The organism is Brevibacillus invocatus, from assembly GCF_003710915.1.
Classification (GTDB): domain Bacteria; phylum Bacillota; class Bacilli; order Brevibacillales; family Brevibacillaceae; genus Brevibacillus; species Brevibacillus invocatus.
The window spans coordinates 21,757-42,075 of sequence record NZ_RHHR01000047.1 but is presented as its reverse complement, the minus strand read 5'-3'; the positions used below and the strand labels follow the sequence as shown (position 1 = coordinate 42,075).

19 protein-coding genes are annotated in these 20,319 nt (G+C 50.1%); 11 read left to right on the top strand and 8 right to left on the bottom strand.

Translation table 11 applies throughout. The features are described 5' to 3' along the window. Window positions 1-41: 41 nt before the first annotated feature. Window positions 42-581: a phosphohexomutase domain-containing protein gene (locus EDM52_RS21585; protein ID WP_122910996.1), complete on the top strand. Its 540-nt coding sequence runs from the start codon at window positions 42-44 to the stop codon at window positions 579-581. A 5-nt stretch (window positions 582-586) separates the two neighbouring features. On the opposite strand, the gene EDM52_RS21580 is transcribed toward EDM52_RS21585, so the two are convergent. Next, window positions 587-1,297, bottom strand: a complete 711-nt coding sequence (locus EDM52_RS21580) for a hypothetical protein (RefSeq protein ID WP_122910995.1) — start codon at window positions 1,295-1,297, stop codon at window positions 587-589. Between the two features lie 280 nt (window positions 1,298-1,577). Between EDM52_RS21580 and EDM52_RS21575 the strand changes: the two genes are divergently transcribed. Genes EDM52_RS21575 through EDM52_RS25285 form a run of 6 tightly spaced genes read left to right on the top strand, consistent with a single transcriptional unit; the run spans window position 1,578 to window position 7,356 of the window. After that, complete coding sequence (locus tag EDM52_RS21575) at window positions 1,578-2,564, top strand: GDP-mannose 4,6-dehydratase (protein WP_122910994.1); 987 nt, start codon at window positions 1,578-1,580, stop codon at window positions 2,562-2,564. After that, window positions 2,561-3,805 carry a glycosyltransferase family 2 protein gene (locus EDM52_RS21570; protein ID WP_122910993.1) on the top strand — a complete coding sequence of 415 codons (1,245 nt, stop codon included), beginning with the start codon at window positions 2,561-2,563 and terminating at the stop codon, window positions 3,803-3,805. The genes EDM52_RS21575 and EDM52_RS21570 overlap by 4 nt, the downstream gene beginning before the upstream one ends. A gap of 19 nt (window positions 3,806-3,824) precedes the next feature. Next, window positions 3,825-4,793, top strand: a complete 969-nt coding sequence (locus EDM52_RS21565) for a GDP-L-fucose synthase family protein (protein WP_245997259.1) — start codon at window positions 3,825-3,827, stop codon at window positions 4,791-4,793. Then, a complete protein-coding gene (locus EDM52_RS21560; RefSeq protein ID WP_122910992.1) occupies window positions 4,790-5,905 on the top strand; it encodes a glycosyltransferase family 4 protein in 1,116 nt (371 codons plus the stop codon). The genes EDM52_RS21565 and EDM52_RS21560 overlap by 4 nt, the downstream gene beginning before the upstream one ends. A 12-nt stretch (window positions 5,906-5,917) precedes the next feature. Then, window positions 5,918-6,556: a class I SAM-dependent methyltransferase gene (locus EDM52_RS25290; protein ID WP_245997257.1), complete on the top strand. Its 639-nt coding sequence runs from the start codon at window positions 5,918-5,920 to the stop codon at window positions 6,554-6,556. Between the two features lie 26 nt (window positions 6,557-6,582). Next, entirely contained in the window at window positions 6,583-7,356 is a 774-nt protein-coding gene (locus EDM52_RS25285; protein ID WP_245997263.1) for an FkbM family methyltransferase, read from the top strand. 105 nt (window positions 7,357-7,461) lie between these two features. Here the strand turns inward: EDM52_RS25285 and EDM52_RS21550 are convergent, their stop codons facing one another. From EDM52_RS21550 to EDM52_RS21530, 5 genes are all read right to left on the bottom strand, one after another. Beyond that, on the bottom strand, window positions 7,462-8,376 hold the full coding sequence (locus EDM52_RS21550; RefSeq protein WP_122910991.1) for an NAD-dependent epimerase/dehydratase family protein: 915 nt from the start codon (window positions 8,374-8,376) through the stop codon (window positions 7,462-7,464). 10 nt (window positions 8,377-8,386) lie between these two features. After that, window positions 8,387-9,157 (bottom strand): glucose-1-phosphate cytidylyltransferase, encoded by a 771-nt coding sequence (gene rfbF, locus EDM52_RS21545; protein ID WP_122910990.1) that lies wholly within the window; start codon window positions 9,155-9,157, stop codon window positions 8,387-8,389. Between the two features lie 31 nt (window positions 9,158-9,188). Next, window positions 9,189-10,274, bottom strand: a complete 1,086-nt coding sequence (gene rfbG, locus EDM52_RS21540; protein WP_122910989.1) for a CDP-glucose 4,6-dehydratase — start codon at window positions 10,272-10,274, stop codon at window positions 9,189-9,191. Continuing rightward, window positions 10,264-11,664 (bottom strand): sugar phosphate nucleotidyltransferase, encoded by a 1,401-nt coding sequence (locus tag EDM52_RS21535; RefSeq protein ID WP_122910988.1) that lies wholly within the window; start codon window positions 11,662-11,664, stop codon window positions 10,264-10,266. Before EDM52_RS21535 ends, rfbG begins: the two co-directional genes overlap by 11 nt. 169 nt (window positions 11,665-11,833) lie before the next feature. Continuing rightward, complete coding sequence (locus EDM52_RS21530) at window positions 11,834-12,685, bottom strand: hypothetical protein (RefSeq protein ID WP_122910987.1); 852 nt, start codon at window positions 12,683-12,685, stop codon at window positions 11,834-11,836. Window positions 12,686-13,065: 380 nt separating this feature from the next. Here EDM52_RS21530 and EDM52_RS21520 point away from each other — a divergent pair, with 380 nt between their 5' ends. Further along, window positions 13,066-14,775: a glycosyltransferase family 2 protein gene (locus EDM52_RS21520; RefSeq protein WP_245997255.1), complete on the top strand. Its 1,710-nt coding sequence runs from the start codon at window positions 13,066-13,068 to the stop codon at window positions 14,773-14,775. Between the two features lie 60 nt (window positions 14,776-14,835). Here EDM52_RS21520 and EDM52_RS21515 read toward each other — a convergent pair whose 3' ends face one another. Next, window positions 14,836-15,183 (bottom strand): DUF1360 domain-containing protein, encoded by a 348-nt coding sequence (locus EDM52_RS21515; RefSeq protein WP_122910986.1) that lies wholly within the window; start codon window positions 15,181-15,183, stop codon window positions 14,836-14,838. A 96-nt stretch (window positions 15,184-15,279) separates the two neighbouring features. On the opposite strand from EDM52_RS21515, the gene EDM52_RS21510 reads away from it, so the two are divergent. Continuing rightward, on the top strand, window positions 15,280-16,365 hold the full coding sequence (locus EDM52_RS21510; RefSeq protein ID WP_122910985.1) for a peptidoglycan-binding protein: 1,086 nt from the start codon (window positions 15,280-15,282) through the stop codon (window positions 16,363-16,365). A gap of 42 nt (window positions 16,366-16,407) precedes the next feature. Here EDM52_RS21510 and EDM52_RS21505 read toward each other — a convergent pair whose 3' ends face one another. Further along, window positions 16,408-17,820: a hypothetical protein gene (locus tag EDM52_RS21505; protein WP_122910984.1), complete on the bottom strand. Its 1,413-nt coding sequence runs from the start codon at window positions 17,818-17,820 to the stop codon at window positions 16,408-16,410. A gap of 142 nt (window positions 17,821-17,962) precedes the next feature. Here EDM52_RS21505 and EDM52_RS21500 point away from each other — a divergent pair, with 142 nt between their 5' ends. Both EDM52_RS21500 and EDM52_RS21495 read left to right on the top strand, forming a co-directional pair. Beyond that, window positions 17,963-18,847 carry a glycosyltransferase gene (locus tag EDM52_RS21500; protein ID WP_122910983.1) on the top strand — a complete coding sequence of 295 codons (885 nt, stop codon included), beginning with the start codon at window positions 17,963-17,965 and terminating at the stop codon, window positions 18,845-18,847. A gap of 137 nt (window positions 18,848-18,984) precedes the next feature. Further along, window positions 18,985-20,229, top strand: coding sequence for a BMQ_0737 family morphogenetic spore coat protein (locus tag EDM52_RS21495; RefSeq protein WP_245997253.1), 1,245 nt, complete (start codon window positions 18,985-18,987; stop codon window positions 20,227-20,229). Window positions 20,230-20,319: the final 90 nt, after the last annotated feature.

The window sequence follows — 20,319 nt, the reverse complement described above, 5'->3', positions numbered from 1 at the left end:
ATTTATGAAATTGATTCGAATACGAGAAAAGCGGTCAGTATGTGTTTCAATTCGGGTATGAGGAGAGCTACGGGATGCTGGTCGGGGATTTTGTCCGAGACAAGGATGCGGTCCAAAGTGCGCTCCTGCTCGCTGACCTGTGCACCTATCACAAAGCTAGAAAGGAAAGTCTCCTCGATGCCTTGCAACAGCTGTTTGATCGCTACGGGTTCTACTGCGAGGAACTGCATACGCTCACATACAAAGGAATTCAAGGTGTGGAGTCCATGACTGCCATGATGTCCTCTCTGCGCAGCACCCCCCTTCCTTCGCTCCTCGGCTATCGCGTGATCTACAGAGAGGATTACCTGGAGGGCATACGCTTTGATCTGGAAAAAGGAAGCTGCGAGCCGCTGATGCTCCCCCGCTCGGATGTGCTCAAGTTCGGATTGGAGGGTGATGCCTGGTTTTGTATTCGCCCCTCTGGTACGGAGCCAAAGATCAAGCTCTACATCGGAACGAAAGGAACCTCCCTCGAGGACAGTACCGAAAAACTCGCCCTCCTCAAACAGGAGCTAATCCGACTGATCGGTTCACCATAGGCATGCTAGATCTCCAAAATCGGGCCGCCGCGATGCGGGTGTCCTCCTTTGTCCGGGCCATATCGCGGTGGATGGTACGCTAACTTCGCTGGAAGGGCTGGAAAACCTAAAGCTGCGAGAAGATCCTGACGTACGAAAAAGGCATTGACCCCACGCGTGTCCGTACCGACCAAGGCATACCCCAGTTTTTTACCTAACGCTTCAAGCGAACTTAAACTGGCGCCGAAATAAGAAGTCCCATCCCAGCAAAAGTTCTCCATGTACGGGATGACCATTTTCTGCGGCGGCGGGTACGAGGCATTGTATTCAATCACGACGAGCCTTGGCTTGTAAGCGTCGAGCGCCTGCCACACCCAGTAGTCATTCCCGTCAATGTCGATCACCAGCAGGTCAAACTCGTTAGGAACGCCATGTGCTTTAAAAAGTCCGGGAACATTGTCGCGTGTGATGAACTGATGACTGACATGCACTTGTGGGTACATCGCCGTATTCGCCACCAGATTTCGAAAATGTGATTCGCTCCCCTCCATCATCACTCCTGACCACCCATGATGGACCAGCAAATGACGCGTCAAGCACTCCATTCCGTCTTCTACACCAAATTCCACAAAAAAGCGGTTGGTCGTACCGATTCGCGTGAAAATCTCCTCAATCATTCCATCCTCTCCGTTCTGGGAGAAGATTTTTTTTTCATACAGATTGATCGTAGAAGCCATCTTCAACCTCCTATACTGCTGTCGTTTCGAACTATTGTATGGCTCGATCGACGACAAAGCGTGGTCAAGTGTTGAACATTGAAAAAAATGTGAGCCAATCTGGACGAATGCCCTGTGTATGCGCTGAAAGTCCTCTTGCTGCAAGGCGAGTGCCGTGGCATGTTCTCCTCCAAACCATATGAATAACAGGGTAGACTGCTCCATTCCTATCTCCTGCAAGGACGAACCTGTCATGCAGGAGAGTCGACCCTTCACGCGCTCGACAAAAGGAGGTTGTCCATTGAGAGCACTGGTTACGGGAATTACCGGATTTGCTGGCAGTCACCTGGCTGAGTACCTGATCTCCCGAGGAGATGTAGAGGTATGTGGCACCTTCCGCGTGAGAAGTAACATGGATCTTCTCAAACACCTGACCGATCAGATTCATCTCGTCGAATGTGAATTACGGGACCCCCACTCCGTCCATCTCATGCTTAAAGAGATACAGCCTGACCTGATCTTCCATCTAGCTGCGCAAAGCTTTGTCCCAACCTCGTGGAACTCTCCCTCCGAGACGCTGGTCAACAATCTAGTCTGTCAAATTCACATCCTGGAAGCCGTGCGCAAATTGGATCTGAACTGTAAGATCCATATCGCATGCTCAAGTGAAGAGTATGGACTGGTCTATCCTCATGAGACACCCGTCAAAGAGAACAATCCCCTAAGACCCCTCAATCCTTATGCAGTGAGTAAAATCGCACAAGACTATCTCGGCTTTCAGTACTTCCAGAGCTACGGAATCCCAATCATTCGCACTCGTACGTTTAATCACACAGGACCAGGGAGGGGAGAGTACTTCGTCACCTCGAACTTTGCCAAGCAGATCGCCCAGATTGAACGAGGGTTGCAGCCGCCAAAGGTACTCGTTGGCAATCTGCAGGCGAAACGTGACTTTTCTGATGTCCGCGACATTGTCAAAGCCTATTGGCTGGCACTGGAGCACGGTGACGCTGGTGAAGTCTACAATCTGTCTTCCGGCACGGCGTATACGATTGAACAAGTGCTACAAACCCTGCTCTCCTTTACAGACGTTAAGGTCGCCATCGAAGTGGATGCGGATCGTCTGCGGCCGTCTGATGTCGAGATTCTCGTAGGAGATTCCTCCGCCTTTCGAGCCAAGACTGGCTGGGCTCCTCAGATCCCTTTTGCAACCACGATGCACGATCTGCTGAATTACTGGCGCATTGTACTGCATGACCGCAAGAAGTCAGGGAGGGACAGCTGTTGAACAATCATTCCATGCCACTGGTATCGATTATTACCCCGTCCTATAACCAGGCTGCTTTTATTCAACAGACGATCGACAGTGTATGGCGGCAGGATTATCCGGCGATCGAACACATCGTAGTCGATGGCGGCTCCACGGATGGCACGCAGACGATTCTGAAGCAGTACAGTCAGCAGCTCGGTGATCGCTTTCGCTACATCTCCGAACCCGATCGCGGTCAATCGCATGCCATAAACAAAGGGTTGCAAATGGCGAAGGGCGAGATCATCGGTTGGCTGAATTCCGACGATACGTACTTCCCGCAAGCGGTGACGAAGGCAGTCAACAGCCTGACCAGTCATCCCGATTGGGCGATGGTGTATGGAAAAGGGCTGCACATCAACGAGAAAAATAAAATCATGTACAAATATCCGTGGGTCCCATTTGATCGCAAAAAAATGTTTTACCACTGCATTATTTGCCAGCCTACCGCATTCATTCGCAAGCACGTGCTAGAGGATGTTGGCGGTGTCGATGAAGATCTGCATTTTTGCATGGATTACGACCTGTGGCTGCGCATCTCCGTCAGGTTTACCATCGGTTGGATGGAAGACTATCTCGCCTCCTCCCGCTTGCACGATGCCTGTAAGTCCGTGACCAGCCTGATCGATATCGGCTTCCCTGAAATTATGAAAACCAGTATGAAGCATTTCGGAACTGTAGCCAATGAATGGCTGCTTCACTTTTTAAAGGATTATCGCGAGAAGGGTGTTTTCTGGTTCCTGGATCTGTTCAAAACCTACCATTTATTCGGAAAAACCCCGAAACTGGCATCGTCTAATCGCTTTGCCGATCAGTGGGCTCCCCCATACTTGCGCATCCACCTCGAAATTGACCCCGAGTACCCGTTGCATACGCTCGTCGTCCACGGCTCACAGACCATTTCCACACTGCCCTTGCAATTCCACGTCCTGGTCGACGGGAATCTGGTCCCTATCCGTACCTCAGGCAGTAATGACTTCACCTTGGAAATCCCTATCGATTCGCCAGGTCCAGGTTGCTCCGTGGAAATCCTGTCCAGCAGGCAATTCGTCAAGGAAGATCCCCGATCGGAGCTAGGAAAACGAACAGTCAGCTTTGTGGCAGAGCAAATCATGCCTCTTTCTGACGAGGAATACGCCTTTTACCATCATTTTCTCAAAGGGAACAGCACCCTTCAGCAATGGATGAAAGAAAAAAGAAAACCCTCGCCTATTTTTTGACATCCATAAAGAAAGGACGGTGTGTCACTCCACGATCGATCTCACACGAAAACGAATCGTCGTAACAGGCGGAGCGGGATTTTTGGGCAGACATGTCGTGAAGCAGCTGAACCTGCGGGGCTGTGAGCATATCTTCATTCCGCGCAGCAGTCAGTTTGATCTGCGCAAGGAGGCGGATATCGTTCTCATGCTGCAAACCTATCGACCGGATATCATCATTCATTTGGCTGCGGTGGTGGGAGGAATTGCTGCCAATCAAAAAAATCCAGGTTCCTTTTTCTACGACAACCTGATCATGGGTGCTCAGCTCCTCGAACACTCCCGTCTGTTCGGCATCGAGAAATTCGTGGCCATTGGAACGATATGCTCCTATCCCAAATACACGCCTGTACCGTTTATGGAGGAAGAGCTGTGGAACGGCTATCCCGAAGAGACCAATGCCCCCTATGGCTTGGCCAAAAAAATGATGCTGGTCCAATCGCGGGCTTATCGGCAGCAGTACGGCTTCAACTCGATCTATCTGTTGCCGGTCAACCTGTACGGACCCTATGACAACTTCGATCTGGAAACCTCTCACGTCATTCCGGCCATCATCCGAAAATGCCTCGACGCTCAGGCATCGGGTCAAGACAGCATCGTCCTTTGGGGAAGCGGCGAAGTAACGAGAGAGTTCATTTATGTGGAGGATGCTGCGCGGGCGATCGTTCTGGCGACGGAGCGCTATGATGGAAACGAACCCGTCAATATCGGATCTGGTGAAGAGATGACCATTCGCCAGTTGGCAGAATGGATCAAAGAAAAATGCGGGTATACCGGAACCATCATTTGGGACAGAAGCAGGCCTGATGGGCAACCGAGACGCAAGCTGGATGTAGGGCGAGCCAAGGAATATTTCCAATTCGAAGCCTCGACGTCCTTGCCACAAGGTTTGCAGCAAACCATCGATTGGTATCGGACAGCCGTTTCCAAAGGAGGGGGCCGGTCTTGAGAATTGGCGTTAACCTGCTTGCCGTCATTCCTGGAAAAATTGGCGGGATGGAGCAATACGTGCGCAATCTGATTACGTACTCACAGAAAAACAACGAGGCTCATGAGTGGTACCTGTTTTTAAGCACGCACAACTTCCACACTTTTTCGGAAGGCCGTCATCTGCACAAAATCCTGTTTCACGACATATCGAGAGCGCATGAGCTTTTTCATCAACAGATTCAAGCCCTGCGACTCGATTTGTGGTTCTGCCCCCTGCTGATCTTGCAGCCGATCGATGTGACCATTCCAAGCGTCATCAACATCCCGGATATTCAGCATGAATTTTATCCCCAGTTTTTCGATGCGCCTGTGCTGCAATGGAGACGTGAGAACTACCAGTCGTCAGCCCAAAAAAGCAGCGCTGTCCTGACCCTGTCCGAATTCTCCCGTCGATCCATCCTGGAGAAATTCCAGCTGCCTCCGCACAAAGTACATGCTGTTCACCTGGATTCCTCCGGGGAATTTTCCTTGCCGATGCGCCCTGAACAGGATCAGGTATTCCGTCTAAAATACCAGCTTCCTGATCATTACGGCCTTTTTCCGGCCAACACCTGGCGGCATAAAAACCATCTCTCCCTGATTCAGGCGCTCGCTATCTTGCGCAACACCTACAATTACAAGGTGAATATGGTCTTTACCGGCTTTCCTCAGGAAGCACACCAAACGGTCATCAACGCGATATCACAGCATCAATTACGGGATCAGATCAAATGGCTGAACTACATTCCGCAGGACGAAATGCCCTCGCTGTATCGAAATGCACATTTTCTGTGCTTTCCTTCTTTATTCGAGGGATTTGGGATCCCGCTCGTCGAAGCCATGCGCTCGAATATTCCCATCATCTGCTCCAACGCAGGGAGCATCCCAGAGGTCGTAGGTCAGGCAGCGCTGTTATTTGACCCCCACGTACCAGAGGATATTGCCGTTAAGATCGCCGCGATGTCGGATCCAGCCATCAGAGCCGATCTGATCGCCAAGGGTACGAGACAAGCAACCCTTTTCTCCTGGGATAAATGCGCACGACAAACCCTTGCTGTCTTTCAATCGGTACTTCGCAAAACAAGCAGTTAAGGAGGCTACCTGATGTCAAGAATGGATGAAATTCTGCGGGTGTGGCGCACGGAGTACCGCATACCCTTTGCATTGAGCGCCCAGGAAACGTGGGATTTCTGGCTCCTGGAGTCACCCACATACGACGTGAAGGTCAATACCGTTCTGGAATACGCCAATACCTTCTCCCTTCGAACGCTGATTGAAACGGGAACCTATCAAGGTGCCATGATTGAATCTACAAAACAGCACTTCGAACGGATCTACTCTATTGAACTGGAGAAATCACTCTACCAGAACGCAGCCAAGCATTTTGCACCTGACCGCCATGTCAAAATCATCCTTGGCGATAGTGCGCAGAAGCTGCCTCCGCTGCTCTCGACCATCCACACACCTTGCCTGTTCTGGCTGGATGGTCATTACATCCCCCTGTCTACCGAAGCGGCAAAAGGCGATATAGACACCCCCATCCTGCAAGAGCTGGATGTCATCTTGAACCATTCCGTTCCGAATCACGTCATTCTCGTGGATGATGCGCGGTGCTTCATTGGAAAAAACCCGTTTCTGAAAGACTATCCAACCATCGCTGAGCTAAAGGACTACGTCCAGCAAAAACGCCCTGACATGCAATTTACAGTGAAGAATGACATCATCCGCATCCATCTCCCATAAAAGGAGGGATTTTCCCATTGAAGAAGATGGAGTTCCACTTGCCTTTTGACCAAAAGTCTTTCACCCTCTACGGCAGTGAGTCTGATCAAAGCGTCCTGTACTATATGGAGCTGGAGAACGGTTATTATGAAGCGTACGTCATGAATCTGCTCCGCCGTGTCGTCGCCCCTGATGCGGTTTGTTTGGATATCGGCGCCAATCTGGGTACGATCTCACTCGCTTTTAGCCACCTGGCGAAAAAAGGAAAGGTCTACGCCTTCGAGCCTTCGAACGTCAATTACGGCTATCTGGTGCAAACCATAGCCGATAACAGCATTCGGAATATCGAACCGCTCAAGCTTGGCGTCTTTGATCGAAATGGTACCATCTCTTTTCGGGAGGTAGCTCACGGTGGCGGGTGGTCATTTATCGATACCAAACAAACCGATTCCACCGATTCTTCCAGCCAGATCACTTGTGTTCGCCTCGATGATTGGGTCATAACAAGTGCTTTGGAGCGAATCGACATCATCAAGGTCGATGTAGAAGGCTCTGAGATGGAAGTCCTTCAGGGGGGTGCAGAAACCTTTCGACGATTCGATCCTGATCTGGTCATCGAGTTCAACCTGGATAGCATGGTCAACAATTTTGGCAAAAATCCGCTAGATTTGTTTACCCTCCTGCAAAGCATGTATGCCAATATGTACTTGATTCGCCGTGATGATCAAGTAGTCAAGGTCACGGATTACGACTCGCTCCTGGAGATGATCAAACCCTTTCACGGTGATCTGTACTGCACCAACAAAAAAGCATGGGGATAAGAAAGTACTTATCAAGTCCAGTTTTCGCTTTGGTACGGTGAAGTGCTTAAACTTTCTTATACGCAATACAAAAGCGTGGCGCTCATCCTCTGCGCCACGCCTTTTTCATTTTTGAAAATGGTCATGCTTGCCTCCCCCTTGTTCCTCGATCACGGAGAGAAGTCCCTCTTCAAGACTGATTTGACTATGCCATCCATAGCGCTGCAATGGTTCTACATCCGCCTGTGAGTGCATGATCTCTTGCGGGGGATAGGGCAATGCGCCAAAGCGAAGGCATGTCGTAGATCCGGTCATGGCATGAATGCTGTGCACGAGCGTTTTGATCGGAGTAGCAGTACCGCTCCCAACCTGAAACTCGCTAAAGGAGGTTGGCATTTTCACACCTTGCCGGAGCAAAAGGACATAAGCCCTGACGGCATCCTGAACATGAATGAAATCTCTTTTTTGCTCACCCGCAGTCAGCGGCAATTCCATGTGGTTTTCCAGACAGCTTTTGACGACGTACGGAATGAATTTATCTGGCGAATCTGCGGGGCCGTATAAGTGCTCCAGCCTCATGTTCACAAAGTGAATGGAAGCCGTTTTGACCAGATGCTGTCCCCACTCCAGGAAATGTCTTTTCGTCAGATGATACCCAATCAGTCGTTCGATCGATCCTTGAGCCGTATTCGAAAAGGTATCCGTATTGAAAAACAGCGGCGTTTCATAGCGAATACAGGCTTCGAGCAGCTGAAGAGGGAGGGCTACATTTGCTTCCAGTACGGCGCGATAGCTTTCCCCGTTTCGCCCATAGGAGGTCGCGGCATGCATGACTGCATCATAGCCTCCCCCTTCCTGGAAGAGCCTGTCGATCTTCGTCTCTTCCCGATTATGGCTATACAGCTCGCTTTGCACATCTGCAAGCCGCCAGCAGTTCGAATCCCTTCGCTTCAGGATGTGGACGTCATGCCCATCGTGCAGCAATGCCTTAACCAGGTGGCTGCCCAAAAAGCCTGTAGCCCCTGTCACAAGTACCCGCATGGCGTCCCTCCTATCTTCGCCACGGTGCCTCTCCTTTTTTCCACAAAGTCTCCAAATAGTTCTTATCCCGCAGCGTGTCCATCGGCTGCCAAAAGCCCGCTAGCGGATAGGCGACCAGCTCCCCTGCTCTGGCCAGTGATTCAAGGGGCTCCTTTTCCAAGATTGACGTGTCATCACCAAGGTAGTCGAACACTCCTGGCTCCATCACAAAAAATCCTGCATTGATCCATCCGCCATCGCCCTTTGGCTTTTCCTGAAAACCGCGTACTTCATGCCCTGACGTCAGGTCCAGTGAGCCGAATCTTCCTGGTGGCTGTGTAGCTGTGATCGTCGTCAGCTTGCCGTGCACCTGGTGGTACGCGACCAGCGCACGAATATCAATATCCGCCACTCCATCCCCGTAGGTCAGCATGAAGGTCTCTTGTCCCACGTAAGGCTGGATTCGCTTTATCCGTCCTCCCGTGCCCGTGTCCTTGCCTGTGTCAACCAAGGTTACTCTCCAGGGCTCAGTTCGACGATTGTGCAAAATCATCTCGTTGTCATTTCGAAAATCAAACGTAACATCGGACTGATGCAGGAAATAGTGGGCGAAGTAGTCTTTGATCATATAGCCCTTGTAGCCCAGGCAGATGATGAAGTCGTTGTATCCATAATGAGAATAGATCGACATGATATGGGAGATGATCGGCCTCTCACCGATCTCGATCAATGGCTTGGGCCTTAAATGCGTTTCTTCCCCGATCCGCGTCCCGTACCCCCCAGCTAGAATGACCACCTTCACATGAACCCCTCCTTTCCTCATCGCCAGCTCTCTACTCCTGCACCCCGTCCATATACTGTGTGATTTGTTGCAGACATAGGTCCCGTATATGGCCTGCCTGCTGATAGCAGCGAGTCCACTCAATGATTCGATCCAAAGCCTCTTCACTCGTCCACTTCGGGTGCCAGCCCAGCTCGGCTTTTGCCTTGGAGCAATCGAGCTTCAAATATTTGGCCTCATGCCAGGTTGCTTGTTGCTCGATTTCAAAGCTAGCCTCTGTTCCCCATTTCTCACATAGCTTCTGTACCATCCAAGCGACCGTACGAGCATCTTCTTCATTCGGCCCAAAGTTGTAGCTTTGCGAAAAACGGGCTGCATTCTCCCACATCTTCTCAATCAGCATCAGGTAGCCGCCCAATGGCTCTAGCACATGCTGCCACGGCCGGACCGCATCCGGATTTCGGAGAATGATCGGTCGATGATTCATGAGGGAATCGAGACAATCCGGTATCAAGCGGTCGCGTGCCCAATCTCCTCCTCCAATGACATTGCCCGCTCTCGCAGATGCTACTGCCACCCGTGAACCACTGCCCGCCGAGAAGAAAGATTCCCGATAACAGGTCGTCACAAACTCCGTGCACGCTTTGCTGTTGGAGTACGGGTCACGTCCTCCCAATGGGTCTTGCTCACGATATCCCCAGACCCACTCCCGATTCTCGTAGCATTTGTCGGTCGTCACCATAAGCACAGCACGAATCGGCATCCCCTGCAGACTGGCACGCCTGACAGCTTCCAGCAGATGAACCGTGCCCATCACATTGGTTTCATAGGTTTCCAGCGGATTCTCATAGCCGTAACTCACTAGAGGCTGGGCAGCCATGTGAATGACGATCTCAGGCTGTGCTCGAAAAATCGCCTGCTCAAGCTCTTCCATACGGCGAATATCCCCTGTTTGCGAGGAAATTCGCTGCTCGACACCGCTGAGTTGAAACAAGCTGGGGCTGGTAGGAGGCGCCAAAGCAAAACCGGACACCCGGGCACTCAATGCCTCCAGCCATATGCACAGCCAAGCGCCCTTGAACCCGGTGTGTCCGGTAATCAATACGTGTTTGTTTCGCCAAAATGCTTTATTGATCATGTTCCTCATCTCCCGCTCTCACTTGCTCCATGATCTCTTCCCATGTCATGGCGAGACGGACGATATCCTCTTCGATCAGCTTGCTCCCCAATTGCACCTCAATGAACTCCAGATCTTTGCTGGCGCGTACCGCATGCTTGGCACCAACCGGTATTTCCAGGACATCTCCTGGTCCGATCCGAATGATGCGGTCATTTAAGACAAACTCTCCTTCGCCCGCCACAATCGTCCACACTTCACTGCGCTGCTGATGGAGCTGATAGCTCAAATTCTTGTTCGCATATACGTGCAGTGCTTTGGTCAGTACCTCTGTTCCTTCCTCTGTCGTCCTGTAATGAAGGACACGATAATACCCCCAGCGCTTTTCTTCAACCATCGGTCTTTGCTTCCAATCCACTGGCATTTCTTTGATCCGATGGCTTTTTTCCTTCGATGCGATCAGGATTCCGTCCAGACTCGCAGCGATCACCATATCAGACAGGCCAATCGACACGATGGGAATATCCAGCTCGTTAATCACATGAGTGTTGCTAGATTCTTCATCCCAAACGACCCGTCCCACCGAATGGACATTCATTTCTTCCGTCAGCGTATTCCAGGTCCCCAGATCCTTCCAATAGCCTTGATAGGGAACCACCACGACCTTTTTCGCTTTTTCGACTACCTCGTAGTCGAAGCTGATCGGTTGCAAGGCAAGATAGTTTTGTAGAAGCTGGTCGTAACTGGTTGGGATTCCTTTGCTTTTCAACACATCGAGTAGGTATCCGAGGCGGAAAGAGAAGATGCCACAGTTCCAAAGAGCCTGTTTTTTCAACAATGCCTCTGCCTGATTCTGATCCGGTTTTTCTTTGAAACTAGCGACCTGATGATAGAAGGCAGGCGATTTATTGCCTTCTGGTTTCTGTTTAGGGACGATATAGCCATATTTCGTCGATGCGTAAGTAGGGGCCACTCCGATCAGAGCAAGATCGGCTTCGGATTGCAGCAGGGCACTCTCTAATTCATTGAGTTTCCCCCAGAATGAGGTCTCGACATAGGAATCGACCGGCATGACGATCACGACTTCATCCGGTTCGACTCCGACGCAGGAATGCAGATACGTGGCTGCCAGAGCAATCGCTGGAAAGGTATCCCGTTTGTCTGGTTCGATGATCAAGGGTACATCCTCACCCAATTGACTCTGCAGCAGATCCATATGTGAACGACTCGTTGATATATAAGCTTCGTTTGACCACTGATAAGCGGCCAACTGTCTCCATACTCGCTGAACCATGGATTCCGGCTCGCCGTGTGCATTGTGGATCAATTTCAAGAATTGTTTCGACCTTGCATCATTGGAGAGCGGCCACAGTCTTTTGCCGGCCCCCCCTGATAGCAATATCAGTTTCATCCCGGCCACCTCTGTCCATTATCAAAGTGTATAACGCATCATATGAACAGGACGAGGTAGATGCTCTGCCATTCCATGAAAATGGTCAGCTCACCCGTAGGGATTTCATAGCTGCCTACCAGCCTACCGACTTACAACCCACGCTAGGCTTCTCCCAAACCTTGGGCGGTTACGTCAAAACGGTAGGCATCCACAGACGTGTTTGATAATCAAAGTAAAAACTGCCTTTCTTCGAGAGATGCGGCGTGAAAAAGAAAGACATGAAATCTTTCATCACGGTTCCTTGAAAATGCAGAGAGTTGAGGCGTATATACGCCTTGCTTGCGACATCCTTCGTGTAGAGCTGCCCATCGTTCAGATATACCTTTCGTTTCCCCTCCAGACTCTCTGCCCAAATCGGACGATTGATATTTTCATCGAACATCCGGTCATCGTATCTTCCGTGTGTGTAGGTATATTGAGGAAACTGACGCAAAAATAAAAGTCCGACCACCATGTCTGAGACGAGCGGCAGGTTGTTGCTCAGGTGTCCTAGCTGCTTCGTCTCCTGAACCAGCTGCCCGTAGAGCATCGTGTTGGCAAAATAGGTCGTCGTAAACGCGCAAAAACGGTCCAGCAAATCCAGACTGACAAAGTTGGTCCAGACGAACTCCATCTTGAAATCGTGGTATATCGGATTGTTCACGTTTTCGTACAGCATGACATCGGAATCGATATAACAGCAGGCCTGGATCTGGTTGTCACGCATGAAGTCCCGCAACACAAACCATCTTTGGAAACAAAACAGGTTGTAGCTGAGTGGCATAATGTGCATGTGTTTATAGATCGGGGCAAACGCAGAGGCAGACTGCATGTAGGAATGGATCATGACATGAGTAATGCCATCACTGGCGAAGTGTTGATTGATCGCTGTCCCTAGCAGGAAAACAGATGCTTCAGGATTACTCACTTCTGCCTGCCGCAGGCTGTAGGACAAATAGGTATCGTCACCGCGATGGATGAGAACGATGGGCAAGGTCATCCGCGTACCTCCCTTTTACTCACTCTTGTTTACCATATGTTGCGAGAGTGCGGCGGGGTACCAAGCATCCGCACGTATCCTATGGTGCAACCGTACATTAAATACAGCAAAGTTCGCTCGCTGTCTAGCAAGAAGGAGGTAGAAAGTTTGGGTGGCAACTGGACAAATGAAGAGATCCTAATAGAAATAAGCAAACGCAAATGGTATCACAAAATCGAGCTTCGCCCCGGTATCTTTACACCGGGAATCTCGATCCTTGAAGATTTGTGGGCGATTCTCGCGAGACCAGAAAGAATCTTTCCTACGAAGGAAAGCGCGTCCTTGATTTGGCCAGCTTCGACGGCATGTGGGAGGGCCTCCAGGTTTTTCCCATGGACGATATGAGTACAAAGATGCCTTTTCCTAAACAAATCCACCACAACCTGTTTGATATCGTCCAGCACCTCGGACTCCTCTACCACGTGCGCGATCCGCTCTGGACCCTCTCCCAATGCCGAAGTGTCGTGAAAACAGGAGGGCACTTGCTGTTGGAGACAGCTGCCATCCTTCATTCGAATGAATCCAAAATGGTGTTGAACGGAACCCCTGGAAGAATGAATCGGATCTATCAGGATGATACCACCTGGTGGCTCCCCACTGTGCCATGCGTCTTGGAAATGCTGGAAAATACACTGTTTGAACCCCTTCCACACACAATCCGTACGCTGGAGTCCGGTGAATTCAACGGTTATAAAGCAGGCCGTGTCAGCTTGGTGGCAAAGGCAATACCAGGAAGCCAGATCGATCCGGCTGCCCACGCAGAAATCTTGCGCACGTTCCGCCCCCGAAATAATACAACTTCCCTAAAACCAATCGATCTTCTTGTACATATCATGATAGATAGATATTCCATGCAAGGGAGTGATCCAGTGTCGAATTCGCCATTTCCATTGGTCACGATCATTACCCCGTCATTCAATCAGGGGAAATTTATTCAAGAGACCATTGACAGCGTACTGCAGCAAGATTACCGGCATATTGAACATATCGTCGTAGACGGTGGTTCTACCGATAACACCCTGTCCATCTTGCAAAGAAATGCTCAAGCAGACAGTCGGCTGCGCTATATCTCCGAACCAGACCGCGGTCAGTCGCACGCCATCAACAAAGGCTTGGCGATGGCGCAAGGAGAGATTATCGGCTGGTTGAATTCTGACGATACGTATTTGCCAGGTGCGATCAGAAAAGCGGTGGAAGCTCTCCGCCTTCATCCAGAGTGGGGCATGGTGCACGGACATTGCCACGTCACCAACGAGGTAAACAGCATCATCAGTCCCTTTCCCACCGAAAAAGCGGATGCCCAAAAGCTGTACAATACTTGCTGCATCTGTCAGCCTGCCGCATTTATCCGCAGACACGTATTTGAACAGATGGGCGGCGTGGATGAAAACCTGCACTTTTGCATGGACTATGAGCTCTGGATGCGCGTTGCCAAACAGCACATCATCGGAAATATTCCGGAATATGTGGCGAACGCCAGACTGCATGGGGATTGCAAATCGGCTACTAAATGGCAATCGGTCGGCATTCCCGAAGTATTGAAATCTCTCGCCAAGCACTACGGCAGCATCCCGTTTAGCTGGGTCGCTTATGCCTCCCAATATCAAGGTCAAGGTGTGTACACCTTGATCAACAAGCTGAAAACTGCATCTGCTCATCAACTGCCACGCGTCGTCACGATGAACCGCTCTCTTGATCTGTGGGTGCCGCCGATTTTTCGCGTGCAGATCGCTTCGGAACCTCACACGCCCGCCCAGCTGTTCGTCATCAAGGGACGACTCCCTGCTCCTCCTGATCAAAAATCACCTTTGACACTGACAGCCTTGATCAACGGGCATCCCTACAAGGCATTTCCGATCGATCAAGCGTCGTTCCAGCTTCAAATTCCACTCGACCCGACAAAAGCGAGCAACGTGGTGGACATCGCGGCATCACGCATGCTGTCACCGGCGGCGCTCCGCTTGGGTACAATGCAGACTGCCGGGTTTATGGCAGAAGAAGTCATCCCGCTCTCCCGCGAAGAGGCCATCGTCTTTCGCGCCTTTTCGTAAATACTGTTCATTTGAACACGCTCTATCTCTATACCTGAGTTGCGACCGTGAATGAGACACTTAACCAAAGTACATTTTCGTCTCAATCACGGCCGCTGCTCCTGCTACTGCCAAAATCAACAGCAACGGATATACCGCCGGTACAAACAAGTACAGGCCTACGATCCCGGCAGCAACCCAGACCCCTACACACCAGTGGCAGCTGAGCAGTTCACCGATCCAGCGGCGCAATCCCGTTCCTTTGACTTGCACATTTCGGACAAGCTGACCCGTCACATCTGCTTCATAGGAAACGGTTAGAAATGGTTTGCGAATGAATGAGGTTATCGTGTCAAAAACGATCAGATGAGTAAGTCTGAAGCAAGCCAACACAAGAATCAGCAAATCGATCAGTGAAATGCCAAACATTTGGACTCCATCCCTTTCCAGTAATTTACCCTTGTTCTGTCAACTTTGAGTCCTGTACCATAAAAGGCGACAACACCCAGAGAAAGGCGTGATGACATGAATCGCAATATGGTGAAAATTGCGGCGATCCTTTCCCTGTCCGTCTCTATTAGCGTGATCGGACAACCTGCTTTCGCCAAAACCACCTTTACTCCATTGAAATCTGGAATGAAGGGTCAAAAGGTGCAGGAAGTTGAAAAAATGCTGAATGCCTTGAATTTTGACTACAAGCTGAAAGTGGACAAGCTGTACGACAAAAACACAGCCTATAACGTCAAGCGTTTCCAAAAGTCTGTGAAATTGAAGCAGACAGGAATTGTCAATAAACTAACCTATGACAAGCTGAAAAAAGCTTACAATGCCAAACAAAAAACAAACAGCAACACAACCAAGGCTGAATCGAGTGACAAAGCGACTTCCTCCTCTTCCACGCTAAAGCTTGGTTCTTCTGGAGCGGCAGTCAAAGCGATGCAGCAGGATTTGAAAGCTTTGGGCTACAGTTTGACTGTGAACAGCAACTACGATGCCCCCACTCGTCTGGCTGTCATGATTTTTCAAAACCGCAATTCCATCAAAATGACAGGTGAAGCTGACAGCAAAACGATGGCTGCCATCGCCAAACAAGCGAAGGAGCAATCAAGCAACGCTGGTGAAGAGTCGAAGCCGACTGCACCAAGCACACCTGCTACTCCTTCTACACCAGATCCATCGCAAAATTCCGGAAAAGATCAATCTTCTGAGGTAAAGCTACCGGCAGGTTTGACAGCTGAAGAGAAGGAAATGATTCAGTTGGTCAATCAGGAGCGGACCAGCCGTGGGCTGAAAGCGTTTGAGGTAGACATGGATCTTGTAAAGGTAGCGCGAGTGAAAGCTCAAGATATGATCAGCAATCAATACTTCAGCCATACCTCACCAACCTATGGGTCACCCTTCACGATGATGAATACATTCGGTATCAAATACCGCGCTGCTGCCGAGAATATTGCTCAGAACCGCAGCGTCTCATCTGCGCACTCTTCATTCATGAATTCCTCGGGCCACAAAGCCAATATTCTAAATGCAACCTATACCAACGTCGGCATTGCTGTCGTTGACGGTGGCCCATATGGTAAAACTTTTGTGCAGATGTTCGTCAAATACTAAAGCGGAGTCAAACCATCTCTTCCTGGCGAAGAGATGGTTTTTTTAAAAGGATACGGCAATTCGGTTATTGGTCATAAAATGAACCTGCTGATCGTTAAACAGGACCATCCCTTCCACCGTCAGCGATGTTCGCGTCTCCTGCTTCAGTAGAGAAATCTGGAAATTTTGAAAGGACTCATTCATTTTTGGAGGTATCATCATGGGTTGAATGGGTGCGATCCAATACTCTCCGCGTTCCTGGGCCTGTGAAAACCAGTCGTCGTCTAAGTATTTCCACCCTTTGATCCCTGCTGAGCTTTGTACTCCCAATGTTTCCAGCATATTCGGCGGCAATATTTGACCGCCTAGCCTGATGCCATTCAGTGGACTGACTCGCAGACAGACGATTGGATTGTACAAAAGCTCCGTGCCCGTATTTTTGACGAAAAGACTGCCAATCAACAGATAGGGTCTGTCCTCGGTATCGGAATGCATCAGGGTATAGTCAAAGTAAACCTCTGCCTCAAGCCGCTTTTCTGTCTCAAGCGGAACAGCCCTTTCCTGAAGCACAGGATCTTTTTGTTGGGGCGAAGGAGATGGACTCTCCTTTGTTGCGTGGACTTCTGATTCCGTGCTGATCTCTGGAGCTTCTTCTGATACTGGTGTCTCCGATGGCTCGGGCACCTGCTCTGGTTCCGTCACGACATTGAACGTTGACGTGTCCATGTCCTGAGCCTCTGGCACGACTTCGGGTTCTGTTATCTCCTCAGATTGGGATGTTCCTTCGTGGGGCTGTGCTGCTGGCTCCTTTCCCAAGAGTGGCGTATTGCCAAACAGCGCCTGAACGATATGGCTAGGCAGATAAGATATCGGATTGATTTGTTGTCCAGCTTGAAAAAAACACAGGACACCTGAAGCCAAAAAAAAGGCGATCTTCTCTACGAGGTCCTGCTTCTCGGATGGTCCGAATTGCAAGGGAATGTGCAATTGAACCGGAAGAATCGATGATGTTTTCTCTTGCTTGCTCATGCGAATGTGGCAAGAGACCCCCGTTTGCTTGAGCTCTTGAAAGACGTGATTCAAGAGGGCTCTCCGCCGTTCATTTTCTCCCTGAAACAAAATAAGGCGCGGTTCGTCCAACGCACGCAGCTCTTTTACGGTAAAGCGAAGCGCACTATCACTGACGGCAGGAAGCCTTGTCTTTTTGTGCTGCATCAAGACATGAGCTCCAAAGCTGCTCAGAAACGTTTCCACCAAGGAAAGGACTTCGTGCTCCAATCCCCCTCCCTCTTCTGCTCCCCCCGCTACAAGCAGGCACACCTTTCCTTTTAAACCAGAGTCCAGATCGATGCGCTTTTGCTTCGGATCCCAATGAAACTGGAAGCCATATTGTCGGCAGAACAAATGCAGTGCAGGTAGGGCCGAGTAAGGAACGGCTTCTCTTCGTTGACCCTCGTAATACACCTCAACATCCATGATCGTCACTCCTTCTTCCGTACACCCGGTCTATAGTATGAATGCCCTCCCTCAAAAGTGATCCGTCTGTGCGAATTTTCCATTCCTAATCCCCATAAAAACGGCACATGCATACCATGTCAGTTAGAAAGGAGTGATCTATGTGCACACGGAAACACTGCCACTGATCTCGATTGTCATCCCAGCAAAAAATGAGGGAAACAATGTGCGTTCCACATTGGTATCCCTCCTCCAAAATAAAACACGGTATCCCGTTGAGATTATTGTGGTAGACGACGGTTCAACAGACAATTGCTGTCATTTTTTAACCACCGAACAAAACACCTTTCCAGTCAAGCTGATTACCACCCAAGGAATAGGTGCAGCACCTGCACGTAATCTGGGAGCTGAGCATGCAAAAGGTGAATATCTGATTTTTTGCGATGCGCATCTCACGTTCGAGCCATATTGGATTGACCGTTTGATGGAGTTGATCTTGAATCGCACTGCTGATGCAATCGCCCCTGCGATCGGTTCAATTAACGAGCCGCACAAAGTAGGATACGGACAAACACTCGACCAGCGATTGGGCGTCGTATGGAATCCTCATCCTCAACGCCCTGTACCAATTGCCATTATACCTGGGGGGTGTTTTGTAATCCCTAAATCGATCTTCCTCGATATAGGTGGCTTTGATCGCGGATTCCAGGTATGGGGTTTTGAGGACATCGAGATTTCCATCAAGCTATGGTTGTTCGGCAATCGCTGCTACGTACACCCCAATGTAAAAATCCTCCATCTGTTTCGCAATCTTCATCCTTATACCGTCACCCACACTCACGTCTACTACAACATGCTGCGTATGGCGTACAGTCATTTCAACGAAGCGCGTATCGCTGCCTGTAAAAAATTGATCCTTCACACCGATGCCAATGAGATCGAACGAGAGGTATTGGAGTACGGAGCCGCTGCCCAGCGCGTCCGATATTATGCGCGGAGAAAGTACGATGATGACTGGTTGTTCCGACAATTCCGAATCCCATTTTAAGCATGTAGCGAAGAAGTAGGCCAGTACGCCTTGTACAACTACCTAAAAATAGGCATTTGTTGACAAGCAAAAGAGAAGCCTCTCCCATAGTATGTAAATGCAAATGCAAATCCAATAGGAAAGGAAGGATTCAACCGGTGAAAAACATTAAGCCCATCATGGGTCGCCAAGTGCCTACACCGACGCCTACTGCACCTCCTCCCATCTCCAACAACCTAGCAGAAGAGTGTATCCGCGTCCAAAAGGTGTACGACTGGGTCGTCAGTGCCAACAGGTTTCGAAATCGTTATTCGATTCCTGCGGATTGCCGCGAATTGGTAGATGCAGCAGTCGCTGCCGGTCAAGATATTAGCGTCCAATGCATCGAGAGCACCGCAAACCTGAACTGCCGCATTGCGAGCATTCGCCGCGAGAACATCCTCGTCGGAGGTGTTTCGGTACGTGTAGGTATTGTGAGGTTCATTTTTGGAGGCAATGTTTTAGTTCGTATCTTCGCCGATGGTGTACTGCTATGCGATTTCCCCGTAACCGTTCAGTACGATCAAGAAATGGTTCTGTGCTTGCCTGAACCTCTTGACGCAGATAATATTGTTTGCCGGATCGCAGCACTCGAATGTTATCCAACCTACTCACTCCTGCTGGATGGAAGCGTAGAACTGGATCTGCTCTTCTGTAATGAAGTCCAAGTAGAGGCAGAAGTAAAGCTGGAAGTGCTGGCAAAATTCTGCTCTCCACGTCCAAACGACATTCCAATTCCATCTCCTACACTTGGCGGATACTGCCCGCCTATTGCCTTCCCTCCACAGTGCCCTGCCATCTTCCCGCGGCCTAGCTGCGATTGTCAGGCAACTGTCAATACACTGATTCCTGGTGTTGGCGTCACTCTTGGCTTGCCACCGGCTGCTGTGGCAGAGATTGGTACCGTACAGTTGATTGCCGACATTTGCCCGAGCTGCAACCCTGGAGGCAGCACCTTTACCTTCAACTTCTTCGACACGCCTGGACCAACTCCATTGCCAGACGTCTTCCCTGGCGATCAAAGCTTCAACTTCTCGCCAACGACGATCAGTTCTCCTACCTGCATAACTGTTCTGCCAGCGCTTATTCCTGGTGTCGTTCTGCCAGCCATCGTGATTGGTATGACCGTAACAGGAACTGGGGTTCAAACGTTTACATCCACAGGTACCCAGCAGACGCTCAACTACACCCTGGTATTGGCAGAAACAGGAATTGGCTTGCCAGATGTGATCATCATGCTCTTGTCCGATCCTCTGGGAGTCGTTTCCTTCGCCGCAGCCATCACTGTAGTTCCCGATGCACAGCTGCTTGTTCAAGATTGCATCACCTTCCCAGATGTGCTCAGCGGACCTACCATTCCGTAACCATACCCATATATTCAGGGAGAAGAACCGCGCACTCTTCTCCCTTTTTCTTCTCTCGTACAAGCCCATAAACTATCATTTCCTAGGCCA

What these genes read in the sequence shown, in the direction of transcription:
- EDM52_RS25285 (WP_245997263.1), top strand. Translation starts at nt 6,583, where the DNA reads ATGGAGTTCCACTTGCCTTTTGACCAAAAGTCTTTCACCCTCTACGGC.
- EDM52_RS21515 (WP_122910986.1), bottom strand. Translation starts at nt 15,183, where the DNA reads ATGTTTGGCATTTCACTGATCGATTTGCTGATTCTTGTGTTGGCTTGC.
- EDM52_RS21535 (WP_122910988.1), bottom strand. Translation starts at nt 11,664, where the DNA reads ATGAAACTGATATTGCTATCAGGGGGGGCCGGCAAAAGACTGTGGCCG.
- EDM52_RS21505 (WP_122910984.1), bottom strand. Translation starts at nt 17,820, where the DNA reads ATGGATGTTGAGGTGTATTACGAGGGTCAACGAAGAGAAGCCGTTCCT.
- EDM52_RS21550 (WP_122910991.1), bottom strand. Translation starts at nt 8,376, where the DNA reads ATGCGGGTACTTGTGACAGGGGCTACAGGCTTTTTGGGCAGCCACCTG.
- EDM52_RS21510 (WP_122910985.1), top strand. Translation starts at nt 15,280, where the DNA reads ATGAATCGCAATATGGTGAAAATTGCGGCGATCCTTTCCCTGTCCGTC.
- rfbG (WP_122910989.1), bottom strand. Translation starts at nt 10,274, where the DNA reads ATGATCAATAAAGCATTTTGGCGAAACAAACACGTATTGATTACCGGA.
- EDM52_RS21520 (WP_245997255.1), top strand. Translation starts at nt 13,066, where the DNA reads ATGAGTACAAAGATGCCTTTTCCTAAACAAATCCACCACAACCTGTTT.
- EDM52_RS25290 (WP_245997257.1), top strand. Translation starts at nt 5,918, where the DNA reads ATGTCAAGAATGGATGAAATTCTGCGGGTGTGGCGCACGGAGTACCGC.
- EDM52_RS21580 (WP_122910995.1), bottom strand. Translation starts at nt 1,297, where the DNA reads ATGGCTTCTACGATCAATCTGTATGAAAAAAAAATCTTCTCCCAGAAC.
- EDM52_RS21530 (WP_122910987.1), bottom strand. Translation starts at nt 12,685, where the DNA reads ATGACCTTGCCCATCGTTCTCATCCATCGCGGTGACGATACCTATTTG.